We start from the raw sequence: 17,916 nt of genomic DNA on the forward strand, positions 1-17,916 counted from the left end.
CCACTCCTTTTGGTCTACAGTCTGAGAAGCTAGAAAAACCAAAAGTAGTAGAAGCTACTTTTGGTTTTTCTGGTTTCCTGTTTAAAACAATTTTATCTTTATTTATATTAAGAAATAAACTAGCATTTTGCTTTATTATTTGTTACGGAGCAGAAGTCAAGTTCCATTCAATCGTTGCTTGATAATTTCCTTTTGCTACCTTTTCAACAGCAGGGATTTCTAGCGTGACGTCTTCCAAATTGTAATCATAGACACCGTCCATCATTGAACCTTCACCACTCATTACTACTGAAGAAACTGTCTCAATTTTTGCGTTTGACTCGCCAGTAACTGTTGGATTACCTGACAGCTCTTTAAGATCGGTCAAAGCATTAAATTCTTTTGAACCATCATTTATATTTTTAGTTATTTTACCTGTCTCATTCGTAGTCTGGATATAGGCTCCAACAATTGGTTGACTTAACCAATTTAATTTGGCCGTCAATGTCCATGAACTATAAACTGCTCGCTTATCAAAAACCCCTACATTCAAAGATTCCCTTTTTTTTATTGGAATACTTTGTTCGCCTTCTTTCTTTAGAATCGTAGCATTTGTTTCAAAATTTTTAGGAAAATAAGCAATTCCAAATGAATCATAAATATACTCTACTTTTTGATTATCGCTAGTAGAATGAATCGAAGCTTCTTTCCAGCTAGCGGTATAAATCGTATTTAATAAATCAAGCACAGTTCCTTCATTTTTTGTTTGCTTTGCTTTCCAACCATTAAACTCATATCCTGACCGTACAGGAACATTTGCTTTTTTAAATGCTTCAAAACTTTCTAACTGAATGTTCTCTCTCGTCACCGCACAGGAAGTCAAATATTGCTTGACTGTAGGTGTATTCATCGTAGTATCTTTAAAGGTACCACCGTTAGCATCTAATCGTGGGTAAGCATGTGGTACTCGATGATCCGTAGTAAAAGAATAATTCAATAATTTTTCATCTGTGGTAACTACAACTAGTGGCTTGTTACTATAAACGAAAAACATGTAATTGTTATCTGTCACATTATTTAGATCAAAATTTGACAAATCAATTTTTTCTAAACTATCACATTCATTAAACATTCGATTCATATTCGTTGCTGCACTCGTATCAATACCAGTTAAATCAACATTCACCAGTTTCTTACAGTTCGAAAACATTCGTGAAAAATCTTTGACCCCAGCTGTATCTAATCCTCTAAGATCAACACTCGTCAAATTTGGGAATGTATCAAAGGCACTTTTCAACGTTTTATTTTGTAAAGCAACGCTACCAGCTTCTTCTTGGCTAATCGAAAAACTCGTAATATCTTTTGGCAACACATTGCTATTAATCGATTTTAATTGCACAGGTAAGCCATTCATCATTTTTGGAACCACGATATCTTTAGACGTGCCGATATACTTTGTTAAAATAACATAATTATCAGTTTCAGTATAATCCCAATCCTGTTGAACTTTGGAAATTTTTCCGGATTCGTCAATTTTATAATTAATCGTTACTTGCCCTAGTATCGGTTTTAACTGATCATCATTTAAATGCAAACGACTTGGTTCAACATGAGACATTGTGATCACCGTGCCTGGTTTTAAGGTCCATTGTAAGCTTTCATTCGTCAGATTTTCAGTCCCTTTAATTTTACGATCGTATAGCACTGTTCCATCTTCTTCTTGAATTTTAAGAGAAAAATAAACAGAATCTCCATAATAAGAATGGGGTTGGCTGCCATTTGTTGTAAAGACGAAACGGTTGGTTCCATCTTCAAAGTAGCGGATACGTCCAAATGTTGCATCGGCTAAGCCTTTTGTTAGCCATTGTTTGAACATATTTTGAGCTTTTTCAATTAATTCTATATTCGCTTCTTTTCGTGGGCCATCAGCTAATTCAGCCACTAATTCAATGGCCTGATCAATTTGCTCTTGCATCAAATCAGGTGATAACGTCGTATATTTTTTCGTTTCATAAAGTTCTTGTACTCTATTTAAAATATAGTTATCAATTGCGGTGATTTCAACTATACCATCTTCTTTTACATAGAGATACTGTTGATCAAAAATAATCTGCCCATCACTTGCTTCAATCGTGTACACGCCATTCGGCATGTTTTCAATAATGACTTGATCTCCTTTTACAGTTACTTCTTTGACAACTTCCTGACCATTTTTTAAGCGTAATGACTTATTTTGAAGCAAGTCACTATTTTTTATTTTAATAGTTACTTGACTCGTTAAATTCAATTTTTGTACTTCTTGATTTGTAACCAATGTCAGTTGCGAATCGAGATCACCCGTTAACCCTAGTGTTTGAAGTGCTTGTTCTATTTGGTTATCTGGAACCACTTGAGTTACGAGAGCCACCGGTTGACTATCATTTTGCAAGAACTGATTTGCTGTTTGATCATTAACTGTTAATCCCAATAATTGGAAATATGGAACCAAATTATACTTTTGATATTTATATCCAAATTCTATAAATAATTGTACTAGGTCATTTACCGTTTTCCCTTCATTTGCTAACTTACGATGATACTTATTAAATTCAGCAAAACCTTGTTGACCTAAACGTTCTACCAAAATCATAAATAAAAGAAGTTTTTCATGATAGCCTTGTTCGTTATAGCCAATATGCTTTTCTAATACATTCGTTTTTACATTATTTATTAAACCTTGTTTATTGTTTCCAAATAGCCAGCTATCTTTAATAAAATTGGTCAAATATTTTTGTTGATAATACGTACCGTAAACATTATTTAATACATCTACTATACCCATTTCTTTACTTGGTACTTCATACCCATGTGCAATTTCATGAATTGGTAACCAATCGATTGAAAGATACGCATCTAAGCTGGTAGAATTTTGCGCTGTCCAATTCCCTCCATAGTATGCTTCACCAGCACCGTGAGCATCGGCTTTGATAAAATAGCGTTGTTTTTCCTCTTCATGAATTGGATCTGAACTATTGACTTCTAGTCCTGTTAGCTCGTCAATTAATTGGAAAACTTGATTATCATACTCATGAACTAATTTAGGCAGATCAATACTTTTAACAGTGTTGAAATCATTCACCGGAATCAACATTTGGAATTTTCGTCCTTTGACAACAGCAAAACTAGTTTTGCTCTGAGTCCATTTAGCCAAGAAATCATCAACCGACATCTGAGATTCATAAGTTGGGATTTGTTTAGCGACACCTTGAACAACTCTTAGTTCAATCTTTGGTTTTTCATTCGTTTTTGTATTTAAATAAGGTGTTTCAATATATGGGACTAATGAAGTCGCTACATCGATCGTTGTCCACTCATTAGAAATTGACTTAGACATTTCTAATTTGGAATCATTTCCTAGCAAACGTAATGTCACATTCTCTGTATACTGATCATTGGCTTGTCGTATCTGAATCTGCGTTTGGCCTTCTAATACAATCCCTAAATCTTGACGGTCATGGTACGCAGCCATTTGCCGACCTTCTTTTAAGAGGTGGGTAGGTTGTGGTAACATAAAAATTTCTTTTGTTAGAATCTGATTATTTTGAATCAATTCTCCTAATTGATTTATCAATTGTTGCGCTTTTTCTAACAATTGCAGCAATTCTTGCTTTTCATGTTCCTCTATTTTATAGTCACCTTCCATCAATTTTTTTTTCAATTCATTGATTTTGACTTGATTGGCTGATTCTGATAATTCAATTTTTTCTTCATTTTTAAAAAGAGCGTGTACTTGTTCATTTAAATACACACTATCCGTAATGTTCTCCAAGGTATAATTGGCTACTAACTTATAATTATAAGTTTTAATATCGACGTCCTTTGATTTAAAATTTGTATCTGATACCACAAAACGATTTTTCGGTTCAGCATGATAAATTGTGAGTTGATCGCCTTCTTTAAAAGGAATTTCTTCTGTTTGATTTGCTAACCAATCATTCCCTTTAATGACTTTCGTATAGGTTTCAGTTCCTTGACTTGTTACTTTCAGAGATACATATGTGCTTGTTCCAAAGACAGAGTGGGCTTGTCCACCCTTTAGTGTTAGTAGTAGCTTCCCCTCTTTCGTAAATTGTAGTGTACCAAAATTTCGATCACCTATACCTAAGAAATCAAAGGTGATGGTTTCTGTTGCATTTTCATTGTTGTTTGTTAGTCCATTGTCTATTGCCTCACTATTATTTATTATCCCCCCTTGCTCAACGACATCAATCGCTGTTTCCTTATCCGTATCGCTCGTATCTTTTTGATCAATAGTTTTTATGTTTGCTTTTTCAGGTAAGTCTAAACTTGCTTCTAGCTCTTCAGAATTTGACATTTCTGTCAGTTGATTGCTTCCTTCATTTGAGCCACTCTCGGTAGTCGCTGTTATTAGGTCAGTTTTTTTTTGAGGTACTTCTTCCTCAGTCATCGTCAGCTCAGGTTTAGTTAAACTCTCTTGTGCATATGTCGTAATAACAGGTGATATAAGTAAATTTGCCGTGGCAAATAATGCAATTGATTTATATTTTTTTTTCATTTTTTCCCCTCTTTATTTTTCCAGATTATTTTCTCCAGAGTCTCACACATCAATTATAATTGCTGATTGATCATAAAAAGATGGATAATTCCAAGAACAACCGTCGCTATCACTAAAATAAGGACTAACGCATTGATGTAAAGATTTCGCTTACTTTCATTGACTATCAAGTTATTTTTGTAGTCACTAAGTAATAGAAAAATATTTCCAATTAGTAAACAGCCTCCTATTCCTAAGAATAAAATTGGTTGTTCATACATTTTTATGCCCCTCCCTTCTTTGCTTTTTCCATAATAAAGCACTAACTATTAGTAAAATACCTCCTATCCATCTTGATAACTCATTGATTTTTGTACCTGTCTCAGGAAAATTTGAAGCTTGCGATGCGAGACTAGGCTGATAGTTTTTCGTTATTGAAGAGGAATTATTGACATTTTGAGTCTTATTTGTCAAAGCAATTTCTTCTCTATTTGGGTCGGAAAACTTAGTTGAAGAAGTATTAGATGTACTCAAAGAACTTGTAGTTTGTTCATTTGATGACATGTCTACTTCTTCTTTATTCCCTGTAGTTCCATTACTCTCTTCCACATGTCCTCCTCCAGGTAGTTGGTCTGGATTAGGTTTAATGGGACGAACAAAGGTCACTTCGACTTCAGTCTCTGCTTTTTGACTTGCGTCAGCTTGGACTGTGAGCATTGGCAACATGAAACTACTTAGTAAAATGTACCGAATAATTATTTTCATCTTAATCTACCTCACTTTTTTTCTCAGAATCAAATAAACAGTTCCTAGTATACTCATACCAATTGTTCCATAAGAAGCAATATGCAACCACTCTGGGATTGTCACTTTATAAACAGATTTTTTGTTTAATGTATCTGCCTGCTTTTTACTGATTGTAAATTCCTTTTCCAATGTCCAGTTTTTTCCATTTGCTGATACTTCCCCCTTGAATATATATACCCCAGGCTTTAAGTTCGCTTTTTGCCAATCTAGTTGAAAAGGATAGACTGAATATGGAGCAATATTCACAGATTCATTTGTAACCTGCTTTATAATTTTTTGATTTTTTTTATTGATGACCGTTCCTTGGACTTGAGCATCTGCAAAGATGTATGGGTGTGGATTTAAAAAATTTGCTTCAACAATTTTTTTCCCATCTACTAGTTTTGCTTGAGTACTCTCTAATTCGACGGAAATATGCTTATTTATATCTACTTTTTTTTCATTTGTAAGAACTAATCCTAAAGTATAACTATATCTATTTTCTAAGGAAATCTGTTCAGCTGTTTGATTTTCTGTTGATTTCTCAGAAACTACGATGCCACCAATAATCACGCCAGGTAGTTTCTCTTCAGGCATCGTTAGTTTGATTTCTGTTTCGACTTCGCTTGATGGTGGTACAGTTACTTCTTTTTGACTAACTTCTGCGAGAGAAGTTAAAGAGTACTTCAATGAAGTATGTTCTGGCAATCCCCCAGTATAATCAAGTAAGCCATTACTATTCGTAGCCGCATTGGTCAGTTTTACAAATAGTATTTTTTCTTCAGAAGAAGTATTGATCAATTTCACCTTGACTGTATCACTTGCACCTATCTCTTCATGCAAATAAAAGTAACCGAGAGTAGGATCAAGCTGATTAGGATTAGGTACACCTTCAATGGTGTACCCTCCTAATTCCCCAGCAGCTGCTGACTGAGTTCCTAAAGAAAACAATAAGCAGATCAAGCTTACGAATTTCCAAATCTTGTTCACTTCATTTTTCCTTTCATCATTTTCTTTTTCTACTTAGTAAAACTTATTAATTTATGTGACCTAAGGCGCTTTCTCTAAATTCCATTGTAACGACGAATAAGAATAATCTCCCGCTTGAATATGACTCACATCAGCAATCTTTAATTTGACTTCACCAAGTTCGTAGTCATAGACATCATTATGAACTTCTCCCGCTTTTCCTTGCATGACAAGTGCTTCTGTTTGTCCCACTGAAATGTTTTTAGAAGCTGAGACTACATCTAAAGGCGCAGCGAATAATTGTGCTGTCATTGTATCTCCTTGGTTTACTTTAACCTCACCCGTCCCATTACCTATTTCAATTGTGACACCTGCTTGCTCAGTTAAAGAACCTTTTAATCCAACCTTTAACGCCCATCCAGCTGTATCTCGATTTTTAGCTTTCACACCAACATGAAACTTACCATCCCCATTTTTAGGTAATTTAGCAAAAACCTCTTGTTCACCTTTTTCTTTTAAAGTGACTTGACCAAAATTAAAGACATCCGGTTGGTAAGCTAACCCAAAGGCCGATTGTAACTGATTGTTTCTATTTCCTGGATTATCTGGATCTGAACTAGCAAAATTAGGCGAAGCAGAAGGTGGAGCAGGTGTTTCTCCTCCATTTTCTGGTATAGTGATCTGAACATTTAATGGTGTTTCCTCTTTGATTTCTTCTGCATAGGTGGCCATCCCATTTAGTCCTATTAAGCTTATTACAGTTAATAAGCACAGACGATAATTCATTCTTATTTTTACCCCTTTCTTTTATCCATTTATAAAAAGAATAACAAACATATAAAAATCGTTTTTTTTTTTTTTATAAAAAAAACGATCTAAATCTTTAATTTTTATATAGAGTGGTAAACTAGAAATAATTGATGTAGCCGTAGTATTTAACTATTCATCTTCTCCATTCTTTATAATAACTTGTGTAAAATAAAAAAGAATTTGTTCACATGCGAACACTTCAAAAATAGGTCGTAAATCATTCAACTAATCAAATGGTTTACGACTTATTTGTATCATTTAGCTAGAATTCAACATATGCCTACTTTATATTAGATACTGAAAAATACATTTCATTTTAAAAACTATCGTGTGCCCCAATTTGTGTCACGTAATGTAAATAATGCATACAATCTAATTGGTAAAAGAAGCGCAACATGTACGAAACCATAAAGTGCAAAAATAATAAAATTTCGATCTTTTGTTTGGTAAATACCATAGATGATACGAATTAGTGACATAACTATTAAAATAACTACGTATTGAAGAATCAAATGATATTGTTGTTGAATAAAAACTTGATAAAATAATGTGAAAATAGCGCCTAATAATAAAAATGGCAAAACTGTTTGCATCAATAATTCATACATAAAATAAATTGGTTTGCTAAACATTAATTTTCCAGACCAAAATAGTTCTCGATAAAAACTTTTATTCCAACGTATTTGTTGCTTTAAGTAATCCTTCATGTTTTCTGGAACATAGGTGTAGGCTTTAGCATCTCGGGCATAAATTGCTTTATAGCCTTTTTTTAAAACTAAATTTGTTAAATGCCGATCATCTCCATACGTGCATTTTTTCCCTAAAAATACTTGACTGATATATTTCTCTTTGATTTTATCTATAATTGTCTTTTTATAGGCCGAAAAAGGTCCAGAACAACAAAACACCACACCACTTAAGCTTTGGGCTTCTCGTTCTTGATTAAAAGCTAACCAATAACGATAAGAAATCAAACGAGTTAAAATCGAGGTTTCTTTGTTTTCAACACGAACGTTACCTGTGACAGCCCCGATACGAGAATCTATTTTAAAATGATTTAATAAACGATGAATAGCCCTAGGGTCGTGTACTATCGTATCAGAGTCCACGGTTACAATATATTCTTTTTTTGCTGCATCAAAACCTAATTTTTGCGAGTGTCTCTTTCCTTTGTTATGATCTAGATAAAAAATTGTAACCCTTGGATCAGCTTCATAATACGAATAAACCTCTTTTGATAAAGCTTCTCGATTCTCTGAATAATCGTCAATTATTAGCAGCTCCAAATCAACATTTTTTTGACTTAGAATGGATTGAATGACTTTTTTCACAATTTCTTCTTTCTCATTGTAAATAGGTAAAACAACTGAAGCTCCAACTGATTCTGTTTCTTGCGTATCTTTCTGTTTAAATTTTGTTTGTCGGTAACTTAATTCACTTCTTACAATTTGGATGATCAAATGCGTCAGCGACAATACTCCATAAATAATAACAAAAGTTTTAAAAAACATATATTTTCTCCTCAATTCACGATTTAATACTGCTTGTTGTTTTCGGCTTATTCAGTTCTCATGAAAAAGATCTCGAGAGTAAACCTTTTCAATGACATCTAGTAATTCTTGATTCATACGATTCGCTAAAATTACTTCAGATTTTCTTTTTAATAAATCAATGCTCGAAACTACTTCATTCCCTAAAAAAGAATTTTGCTCTTTTAATAAAGGTTCATAGATATAGAGTTGGAGCTTTGGATTAGCTAAATTAATTTGTTTAACCAAATCAATCATCACAGAATTCCTACAATTGTCTGAGTTTTGTTTCATATTCAAGCGATAGATACCGATCGTTTTTGGTTTTTTTTGCAGAATTTGCTGAATGATGAATGTTTTCCTTGTTTGATTGGCAGCTATTATAGCAGATATCAAATTTTGCGGCGTATCATGATAGTGTGCTTGTAACTGCTTAGAATCTTTCGGTAAACAATACCCTCCGTAGCCAAACGATGGATTATTATAATTATTACCGATTCGACTATCTAATCCTATGCCTTGAATGATTCTCTGACTGCTCAATCCATGAATTTCCGCAAATGTATCTAATTCATTAAAATAAGCAACCCTCATTGCTAGGTATGTATTAGAAAATAATTTGATTGCTTCCGCTTCTTCCGAAGAAACATAACAGACTGGGATGTGATCAGCTAAACAATTCTTAGCATACAACTGATAAATTGCCATACATTCGAAAGAGCGATCTCCAATCACAATTCTAGATGGATATAAACTATCTTCTAAACTATTACCTTCTCGTAAAAATTCAGGAGAAAACACAATATTTTCTGTTTTAAGTTGTTGTTTTAACCGGGTCGTAAAACCTACAGGAACCGTTGATTTAATGACAGCTTTGATTGACTTTTTCAAGCGAAAAACTTGATGTAAAACTGTTTCTAAAATCGTTGTATCAAAAGCCATTTTTTCCTCTGAAAAATTTGTCGGTACGCAAATAAATGCATAATCCGAAAGGGTAATCGCTTTCTTCAGTTCATCTGTAAAAATCAAATTACAGTTTTCCTTCTTTAATTCATCGATAACTAATGGTTCATCAATTGGGCTTTTACCACTTTTCAATTGCACGATTTTGAAATGGTCACTATCATAGGCAAAAACACGATTCTTTCGACTAAATAATAATGCTTGGGATAACCCAACATAACCTAACCCGATTACTGTAATATTCATTTTTTTCACTCCTATCTTATCAAAATCACTAATTGCTAATCGCTAATTAGAATATAACAAAAAATATTTCTTTTTATTTATAAAAAAATACATAAATTTTTCTTATATATGTAAAAATGAAATTGACTATTTTATAAAAAAAATATAAAATTCGCTTTTTTAAAATTTAGAAAATTCTGTCAAAAAAAAGAGAATAAAGAAATTTTTGTTGTTTTATCCTCAAATAGTCTTTTTTACATTATGATATAGCTACCCTGTTCATTTATAATTTATTATTTCCCATAGTCCATGAATCCATTAGAAAGAGCTCTAGTTTCAGGTGTCCCCTAACTATTGAAACTTAGAGCTCTTTCAATAGTAGAGAATTGATGAAAATCGTAACTAAAGGTGACTCCTTCCGATATTATTTCAGTAGAGAATACTGTTTATGTTAATAATAAATTTTTCTTATATGATTATTTATTACAAAAAGGAGAGCAATAGAATAGTATAAATGAAAATCCTTATTTTTCCCCGTCATTCCTGTATATTCTATAGCAAAGATTGACAGTGTCTTACTTTTATGTCATTCATCCAACTTTTTTATTTTATGATGGCTAGAGAACTTGCATTTTTTTAACTATTATGGAAAAATTTTATCTATTTATGATTCATACTAAAACTAAAGCTTCAATAAAAGGAAAAATTATACTTATCTTCTATATGAAAGTATACATAGATCAAAACTATTCACAACGAAAGGATGAATTAAAAATGTCTCAAAAATTAGCTTATCTTCTAGCAGGTCTATTATTTACTATCGGTATCTTCTATTATTTTTCTCAGGAATCTCCTAAGAACCACGAATCAAAAACCACTTCTTCTGATCTCTTTGATCCAGAAATCAAAAATAATACATTAGCAGTCGGTCCTAAAGAAGATATCGTGATTGTTGGTAAGAGTGACAGTCCAGACATCCTCATCTATGATTTAAAGACTAAGAAAAAAATCAAAAAACTGTCCGGATTCCTCTCTCCTAGAAACATTGCTTTTTCAAAGGATAGTAGCTCCTTTTTTGTTTCTGATAGCTCCTTAGGAAGCATCCAAGAATTTGATGTCATGACGTTTGAGCGTATTACTAATTATCCAATGGAAAAAGGAGTCTTTGGTTTTGCTTTGACGAAAGATGGTAAAAAGATCATCGCCAATAACCAAGCCGAAAATTCCGTTACGATCCTTGATATCAATACGAAAAAACAAGAAACTATTTCTGGCTTTTCAGGACCGCGACAAGGTATTTTGATTGATTCGACAGATAGTTATGCTTATGTCACCAATTTTCAATCGGATGATGTTAAAGTGCTAGACTTGAAAACTAAACAAATTGTTAATACATTGAAAAATATTCCTAAAGTGCGTGCTATTTCATTAGATGAAAAAAATAATCTTTTATATGGTGCTTCAAGTAGTAATAATTCTATCAATGTCGTCGACTCTGCTACAGGAGATCTCTTACATCAAATATCAGTTGGTGAAGAACCTTATGGTTGTATTTTGTTACTAGATAAAAATCTGATTTTAACAGGAGACAAAGGTAGTAATCAGGTTTCAGTTATTGATTTGGCTACTAATAAAGTAATTCGAACCATCAAGGGGTTAAAAGCACCACGACAAGCTATTGCTATTAGCCAAACAGATGATCAAGCCTATGTATTGAATGAAGATCTTTCTGTCTCGCTCATTGATTATCAAAAAGGAACAATCTTAGAAACTATAGGAGCATAGTAAGGTAAAACAAGTATAGAGAAAAAAGAGGAAGTGGTCTCTTACCACCTCCTCTTTTTCTCAAATTCACTTTAAGTCAATACTTTGGACACGATTTGTGAGAAGTTTTTAGAGATTCCGACGCATGAATGCCTTACCTGTTCAATTAGATGAAGTGAATTTCCTGTTGAATCTCCGCAAAAATGTTCTCGGTTGTAAAATATCTACGCCTGTAATGCCAAATCTTCTATTTGATTTGGCGTTAAATAATTGATATTATTATAGATTCGTCTGCGATTGTAAAATCCTTCAATATTTGAAAATCACTAAATAGGCTTTTTCAATCATTCCATAGGTTTTCGACGAACATACTTTTCTGGCACACGTACTAGCTTGAATAAATTCATAGAAATCGTCGGTTTCTACTTTTGAACGAATAGGGTTAAAGCCTTTTTTAGAATAGCATTTTCCTCTTTCATAAGAGCTATTTCCTTTTTCATTGCATGGATTTCTGCTTTAGTCAAACCAGTTTCTTCCCTTTTTGTATAAAGCTTGCTCCAGCGGTAAATAGTTTGTGCTGCGATCCCATATTCACTGCCAACTATTCAATATATTGGTCTGATCAATAAAACTCAACGATTATCTTTTTGAATTAGTAATTAAATATAGTACTCGCTAAAACACAATTCCATTACTACCAAACTGTTCACGAAAAACAATTTTTGAACTTTAAATACCTCACTTGCATGTAAAGAGCGTGATGCAACTTTTTCATCTGAAACTTCTTTATTCGATAAAATCAATGACTGAAAAAGCTATGATTCTACATTGAAGTTGCCTTATCTTCCATGGAACTTCTTCTCTTACTATAAATAAAAAGACACAAGCACTAAAATCAAAGTCATTAACGAATCACTTATAGTTATTGTAATTTTCTCTATTTCCTTGACCGTATTTACTTGTTCCAGGTCTTAGTTTTCCAAGATCAATCCAAAATAAAAAGAATCAATCGAAGTGTATTTCTACTTCGATTGATTCTCGAGAAAAATTTTTCAACTTTAGTTCATGCAAATGAGCTTATTTACAATAGAAATGCAATGAATTCGGGGTCCTGTTTTCCATACGAAACCCACATAATTCCTTCATATAGTAAGGATAATCTTTTCGAGACAATTCAAGGATTTCCTCTTCCGTCAAATAACCTAAAGGTTGATCCTCCTCTTTGGGTACCAAAGAAAAGAGAATCTGCAGACGTGCATCTAATCCTAAAATTTCCGCATGTCGTTCAAAAAAATTATCCCCATTGATCCCTGCAATTTTATCTTGTATCACTAAACACAACTCTTCTACTTCCGCCTTGATCAAGGGAAATCTTAAAGCTAAATAATCCTTTTGACATTCTTGTTGGAAGTAGGAAAAATAGTTTTGATGGTTCATTGTCTTCCTATCCATTCTAAGTAGTTAAAGTAACCACACTATAGTTGGTTCATTTCAGTATTTATCAGTTTATTAGGTTGGTGTATTTGTATTCTCAATGAATGTATACGTTAGCGTATCTGAATATTGACCTTTTTCAGTAGCTTTTCCAGTCAACTCAGCTGTTCCTGGAATTTTTTTACTAGTATTATCACCTACACCTAATCTTGTTGTAATTTCTTTTTCTTCAGTCCCAGAATCAAATGATTTAGCATTTCCATCCATCGTTATTTTATAAGGAACTTTCTTAGCTTCTTTATCTAAAGTATAACCATTTGTAGATTTCACTTTTGCAGTAACATTTAATTCTGTCCAGTCATTATCCAGATTATACCCATTAATTCCAACAATTTCTAATGAAGCATCTGCATTTTTTTCATCATCCGTAAACGAAATTGCTGTAGGGATAATCACACCATATTGTGCATTATCATCTGGTAAAACTGTTCTATTATCATATGTTACAGGAGTTGTTCCTGATTCAGAAATTGCTCTTGTCTGTGCATTTACTAATGTTCCTCCTGCTAGCATCATCCCCAATACTGCCATTGTACTCATAATTTTTTTGTTGATCATCGATTTTAATCTCCTTTTAGTTATTATTTTTTATTCAAACATAGTTGCCTATGTTGATCACAAAATTATTGACGTTCGATATAAAATTGAACATTTCCTTGCCATCGGCCTTTAGTTCGGTCGACTTTATCCGTTGGAGCAGTAAAAGTAACACTTAGCCCGTTTCCTTTGGTATTTGTTGACGATAAATTACCTAAAGCTAATTGACCATTACTTGTTCCTTTTTGATTGTTATTTGACGTTGCTGTTACAGTAAATTTATTGGAATTATCTATAACATTCGTCATTTCAAAAGTATTATCAACTGATACTTGGAAAGTGACTCCAGTCGCATTCATATAATTTGCAAAATAGACTTCAGAGGTTGCTGAAAGTTGATTCGGATTGTTATGATCCCGTTGCAAATCAATTCCTTTTGGAATCACTACAAATCCGGAAGCTCCATTTGTTTCTGTGCGCTCTGGTATATCGTAACTCCAAGAATTTTCAGTTACATTTAAATGAAAAGTTTGTTCAATTGTTCCACTAGTATTTGTGAATTTCAAAGTTCCTTGATAGCTCCCTGCCTTAGGATTCGTTTGTTGAAGTTTACTATCAAGAACTATTTCTGCATCTGCAAGATTTGAACTAGCTGTTCCAATTACTTGAGCCAGTCTCTCCTTAATCTGATTCTTTAGCTCTGTTTCATTCCATGAAGCAATTTGTGTTTCAGATACGTCCACTTGATAATCTGTTGCTATCACTGTCACAGGGTCTTTTTTTATTGTTACAGAAGTAATTTGGTCAGCAGGTATACGGTATTTCCCTCCAAGATCGACTTCTTGTAAATCTCCAGTAGAACTTTTTATCATTCTGGTTCTTTCAGTTCCCCCATAGGGTATTACTAAACAAGCTTCCCATTGAGGATTTGCATTGATCACCACACTAGAAGACAAAGTCACAGTATGATCCTTTGTATTTACCGTTGCCTCGGGAAAATGGACAAAGCCTTCGACTTTTTTCCCATCAACTATTTTTTCCTCCATCTCTTCAATAGTTATTTTAGAATCAAATTTAGGCAACTTGATACTTTCACGATTAATAGTTGTTTGTCTTCCCCATGAGTCTGTGATAGTGTACCTCATTGTCCAGCACCCAGAAACCACACTAGCGGCTGGTCTATTGTTTGTAACATAATTTATAGCTCCAGTCTTCTCTTCAATCGTATAGCCATCAGGTTGATAAATTCCTTGTTCATTTCGATCATCCTTGAAGACCATGTTAGAATAGATTGCTGAAGTTGCTAACTCACCATCCGACCAATCTCCTTGTCCATATAGAGAATAAAGTGGAATTTCTTGGCCAGTAGCGGTAGGAGCTGCATTATAGATCTCTTTAAATCCTCTACTAGTGATTTCATAAACTGAATTTTGGAATTTTTCCTTTGGAACAGAACTTGTAGCATAATTGATAGTATTGATACCATCACTAGCAATTACAGGATCCCCCAAGAAGTTAAATCTAGATTCTGGACTCCAAATTTGAATCATATCGCCTTCTTCAAAATCAAATGTTGTCATTTGGGTCATTTGATTTTGTTGAACATTATCAGTTCCTTTAACTTCAAGCAACAAGGTACCACTATCTCCCAAAACAGCGTCTTTTTTATATGCTGTAATTCTATAATAAACACTTGAAAAATAGCTGTGCCACCGATAACCTCCCCCCATCAATTGAGCAGAAATATTATACGTTTCAGGGTCAACTTTAAACTTTACTTTGTTTTCATTTCCTGAAATACCTAATCCTCTTAACAATAGCTCTTGCGGGTAACTTATCGCATTCTCTTCATTTACTGAAGCCTCATTGCCTTCTTCCGTTTGACTATTTTCCTTGGTATTTTCTACAGTATTGCTTGTTTCTGATTGCTCTTGGCTCATATCAGTAGATGACATGACTTCTGAAGAGTCAGCATTTGAAGCTACATCGGTTGTTTCAGTCGTTGCTACTTCAACAGAAGCTTCAGCATTTTCTTCAGAATCTACAGGTAGTTGTTGATCTGAACCAGTTATCTCCGATGTTGGTTGTATTCCATCTACTTTTACGGTTACTTGAGTACTCTCTATTGCTTCTGACTCAGCTGAAAGAGTTTCATTCTGATTCGCTAACAAAGAGGCCGAACGATATGTCACCTTAAAATGATAATCGCCATTCTCAGTTACATCATAATCAGAGGATTGATTTATACGATTTGCCTCATAAACGATTTCCCCATCATTTTCACTCGTAATCTTGATAATTTCAGCTATCTCTTGATTAACACTTGTTAGATCGAACACGATACTCGCTTTTCTATGATCCGCACTATAGACAATATTTGCTTCAATCAATGGATCAGTTGTAATAGCCTCGACGATTTCTTTAAAGCCAAGCGAACTAATAATCATTGTAAGAATCGTTAACCAAGCAATTCCTGGATAAAGATATTTCAATCTTTTTTTTCTTTCCATTTTTCTCATCCCCCCTTTTAATCCACTACATTAATTTTCACATCAATATTTGAGGAATTATATGCAATTTCTGTATCTTCCAAATCAAAAGTTTGAAAAAGTAATGTTGCTTCATGTGTTCCCGCTTTTACAAATGGTTTCGATAATTTGATTGGACTAATGCCTTTTCCTGGAGCAACAAGTTTACTTTCATAAAGTACCTCACCTGTTTCTTTCTCTGTTAAAGTAAATTTGAAAAAACAAGGATTTTCTTCAGGATTAAACAATACAGTATCAATCGTGTCACTTCCTTTTTCTAAGGTAAATGTTCCATATCCAGGCACCAAGACCTTAGAATCATCAATATTATCTGGACGTTTCAGCTGAGAAATATAATCTTTCGCTTGAGGATCGATATCAGCTACTTGATTTTGATTAAAATAATAACAGCCTGCAAAAAGAAGTAAAAGTAACCCTATAATGCACACAAAATTTAAGTTTTTTCTTTTCTTTACGACAATATATTCTTTCTCGTCACAAGGAATATAGCCAACAGTTCGATAACGTTTTTCCTCGTAAGTTCCTATGGGAAAAATCGTTAGCTCCTGATCTCCTATTACCTTTATTATCCCTTCTTTTTTTGGTTGTTTAATGTTTTTTGCGATTTCTCCAATGATAGTGTAGTTACCATCTGGATGTTGTATTTCTATTTCTTTTTTAGACTGATACATTATGTAACTTTTAGTTTTTTTATCATAAATATTTTGTTTTTTCTTTAGAACCATTTTGAACTCCCTTCAATATTCCTATTGTGTTTTCATAAAATATTTCAAAATATTTACGAAAAAAATATAACTAAAAATAAACTACTTTTGTTTTTCATTTTTAAAAAAATCGATTATTGACTATGAACAAATAGCAAATCAACTTACCTATGATCTACACAACAAAAACAGCTTTTTTTCAGGCTATAAATGAAAAAGCAAGTAAAACTTCGACTATTTGTCTAAAAGTTTCACTTGCTTTTTAAAATTCTTTTTAAGTAAAAGGATATATATATATAAAAGAGAGAAAAGAGATTACTTGAAGAGACTTACATCCATTCTCAATTTTTGCATAAATGAAAATAATCATTCATAAAAAAATAAAAAATAGTACTATTTTCAAAACAAAGTTTTTTAAATTTCATTCCATCTTTTTCATCATTCTAATATTTTTTAATTAAAATAAAAAATCAGAATAGTTTATTTGCTTTATTTCTACTTAGAATAATTTCTCTCGAAGTTTTCACCAGTTAAGTTTTTCTTGAAATACTGAATAAAGACAGATCACCATAGGTCCCCCATTTAACAATCTTCTAAGAATAGATAGCACTATTCTTTTTCATCAATCATTTCCCAACTATATAAAGCCAATAGAACCAATAATAAAAAGAGCGATGATTGAACTAAAAGAAGAGAATAGATGAATAAACAGCGTATCATTAGTATAAATACCTATTAAGATGCTAATGATCCCTAAATTTTTCATAATTCATTCCTTAGTTTTTTTTTGTTATGATAATTCTTACCCGATTCCCAGACAAAAATAAAGATAGCTCATCATGGGAAACAAATTAACTAATAATCCAACACTTGCTAAACAAGTGTGATAATTCCCTTTATTTTCTTTAAAACTAAGTGTTGCTAATCCCATTCCTGCAAATCCAATTAAAAAAACAGGGATTACCGTGTCAAAAGTCATTCCAAAAAATTGATTAAATAGAGCTAGATTAACATAAATACCAATTAAAATACTAATGATTCCTAAATACTTCATGTAATTCCTCCTTAATGCT

13 protein-coding genes are annotated in these 17,916 nt (G+C 32.9%); 1 reads left to right on the forward strand and 12 read right to left on the reverse strand.

Annotated features, from left to right (window positions below; translation table 11 throughout):
* Positions 1–142 precede the first annotated feature (142 nt).
* The 7 genes from IGJ49_RS11775 to IGJ49_RS11805 all read right to left on the reverse strand — a co-directional run bounded on the left by IGJ49_RS11775 (position 143) and on the right by IGJ49_RS11805 (position 9,816).
* Positions 143–4,534 (reverse strand): putative mucin/carbohydrate-binding domain-containing protein, encoded by a 4,392-nt coding sequence (locus IGJ49_RS11775; protein ID WP_438723561.1) that lies wholly within the window; start codon positions 4,532–4,534, stop codon positions 143–145.
* A 53-nt stretch (positions 4,535–4,587) separates the two neighbouring features.
* Entirely contained in the window at positions 4,588–4,794 is a 207-nt protein-coding gene (locus IGJ49_RS11780; protein ID WP_438723563.1) for a hypothetical protein, read from the reverse strand.
* Positions 4,787–5,278, reverse strand: a complete 492-nt coding sequence (locus IGJ49_RS11785; RefSeq protein ID WP_438723565.1) for an LPXTG cell wall anchor domain-containing protein — start codon at positions 5,276–5,278, stop codon at positions 4,787–4,789. The genes IGJ49_RS11780 and IGJ49_RS11785 overlap by 8 nt, the downstream gene beginning before the upstream one ends.
* A 6-nt stretch (positions 5,279–5,284) precedes the next feature.
* The gene (locus IGJ49_RS11790) at positions 5,285–6,289 is read right to left on the reverse strand and encodes a DUF916 and DUF3324 domain-containing protein (protein WP_438723567.1); all 1,005 of its coding nucleotides are present in this window, start codon (positions 6,287–6,289) and stop codon (positions 5,285–5,287) included.
* 60 nt (positions 6,290–6,349) lie between these two features.
* Positions 6,350–7,000 (reverse strand): hypothetical protein, encoded by a 651-nt coding sequence (locus tag IGJ49_RS11795; RefSeq protein WP_438723569.1) that lies wholly within the window; start codon positions 6,998–7,000, stop codon positions 6,350–6,352.
* Positions 7,001–7,401: 401 nt separating this feature from the next.
* Entirely contained in the window at positions 7,402–8,589 is a 1,188-nt protein-coding gene (locus tag IGJ49_RS11800) for a glycosyltransferase (protein ID WP_438723571.1), read from the reverse strand.
* A 51-nt stretch (positions 8,590–8,640) separates the two neighbouring features.
* Positions 8,641–9,816, reverse strand: coding sequence for a nucleotide sugar dehydrogenase (locus tag IGJ49_RS11805; protein WP_438723573.1), 1,176 nt, complete (start codon positions 9,814–9,816; stop codon positions 8,641–8,643).
* Positions 9,817–10,440: 624 nt separating this feature from the next.
* Between IGJ49_RS11805 and IGJ49_RS11810 the strand changes: the two genes are divergently transcribed.
* Positions 10,441–11,580, forward strand: coding sequence for a YncE family protein (locus IGJ49_RS11810; RefSeq protein ID WP_438723575.1), 1,140 nt, complete (start codon positions 10,441–10,443; stop codon positions 11,578–11,580).
* A 1,056-nt stretch (positions 11,581–12,636) separates the two neighbouring features.
* Here IGJ49_RS11810 and IGJ49_RS11815 read toward each other — a convergent pair.
* The 5 genes from IGJ49_RS11815 to IGJ49_RS11835 form a co-directional block, all read right to left on the reverse strand.
* Positions 12,637–12,996, reverse strand: a complete 360-nt coding sequence (locus tag IGJ49_RS11815) for a DUF7006 family protein (protein ID WP_438723577.1) — start codon at positions 12,994–12,996, stop codon at positions 12,637–12,639.
* Between the two features lie 72 nt (positions 12,997–13,068).
* Positions 13,069–13,611: a hypothetical protein gene (locus IGJ49_RS11820; protein ID WP_438723579.1), complete on the reverse strand. Its 543-nt coding sequence runs from the start codon at positions 13,609–13,611 to the stop codon at positions 13,069–13,071.
* Positions 13,612–13,676: 65 nt separating this feature from the next.
* Entirely contained in the window at positions 13,677–16,109 is a 2,433-nt protein-coding gene (locus IGJ49_RS11825; RefSeq protein WP_438723581.1) for a hypothetical protein, read from the reverse strand.
* A gap of 8 nt (positions 16,110–16,117) precedes the next feature.
* Complete coding sequence (locus IGJ49_RS11830) at positions 16,118–16,864, reverse strand: hypothetical protein (protein WP_438723583.1); 747 nt, start codon at positions 16,862–16,864, stop codon at positions 16,118–16,120.
* Positions 16,865–17,645: 781 nt separating this feature from the next.
* Complete coding sequence (locus IGJ49_RS11835) at positions 17,646–17,897, reverse strand: hypothetical protein (RefSeq protein WP_438723585.1); 252 nt, start codon at positions 17,895–17,897, stop codon at positions 17,646–17,648.
* Positions 17,898–17,916 lie beyond the last annotated feature (19 nt).

This window comes from Enterococcus sp. AZ171 (assembly GCF_051714005.1).
GTDB classification, from domain to species: Bacteria; Bacillota; Bacilli; order Lactobacillales; family Enterococcaceae; genus Enterococcus_B; species Enterococcus_B pernyi.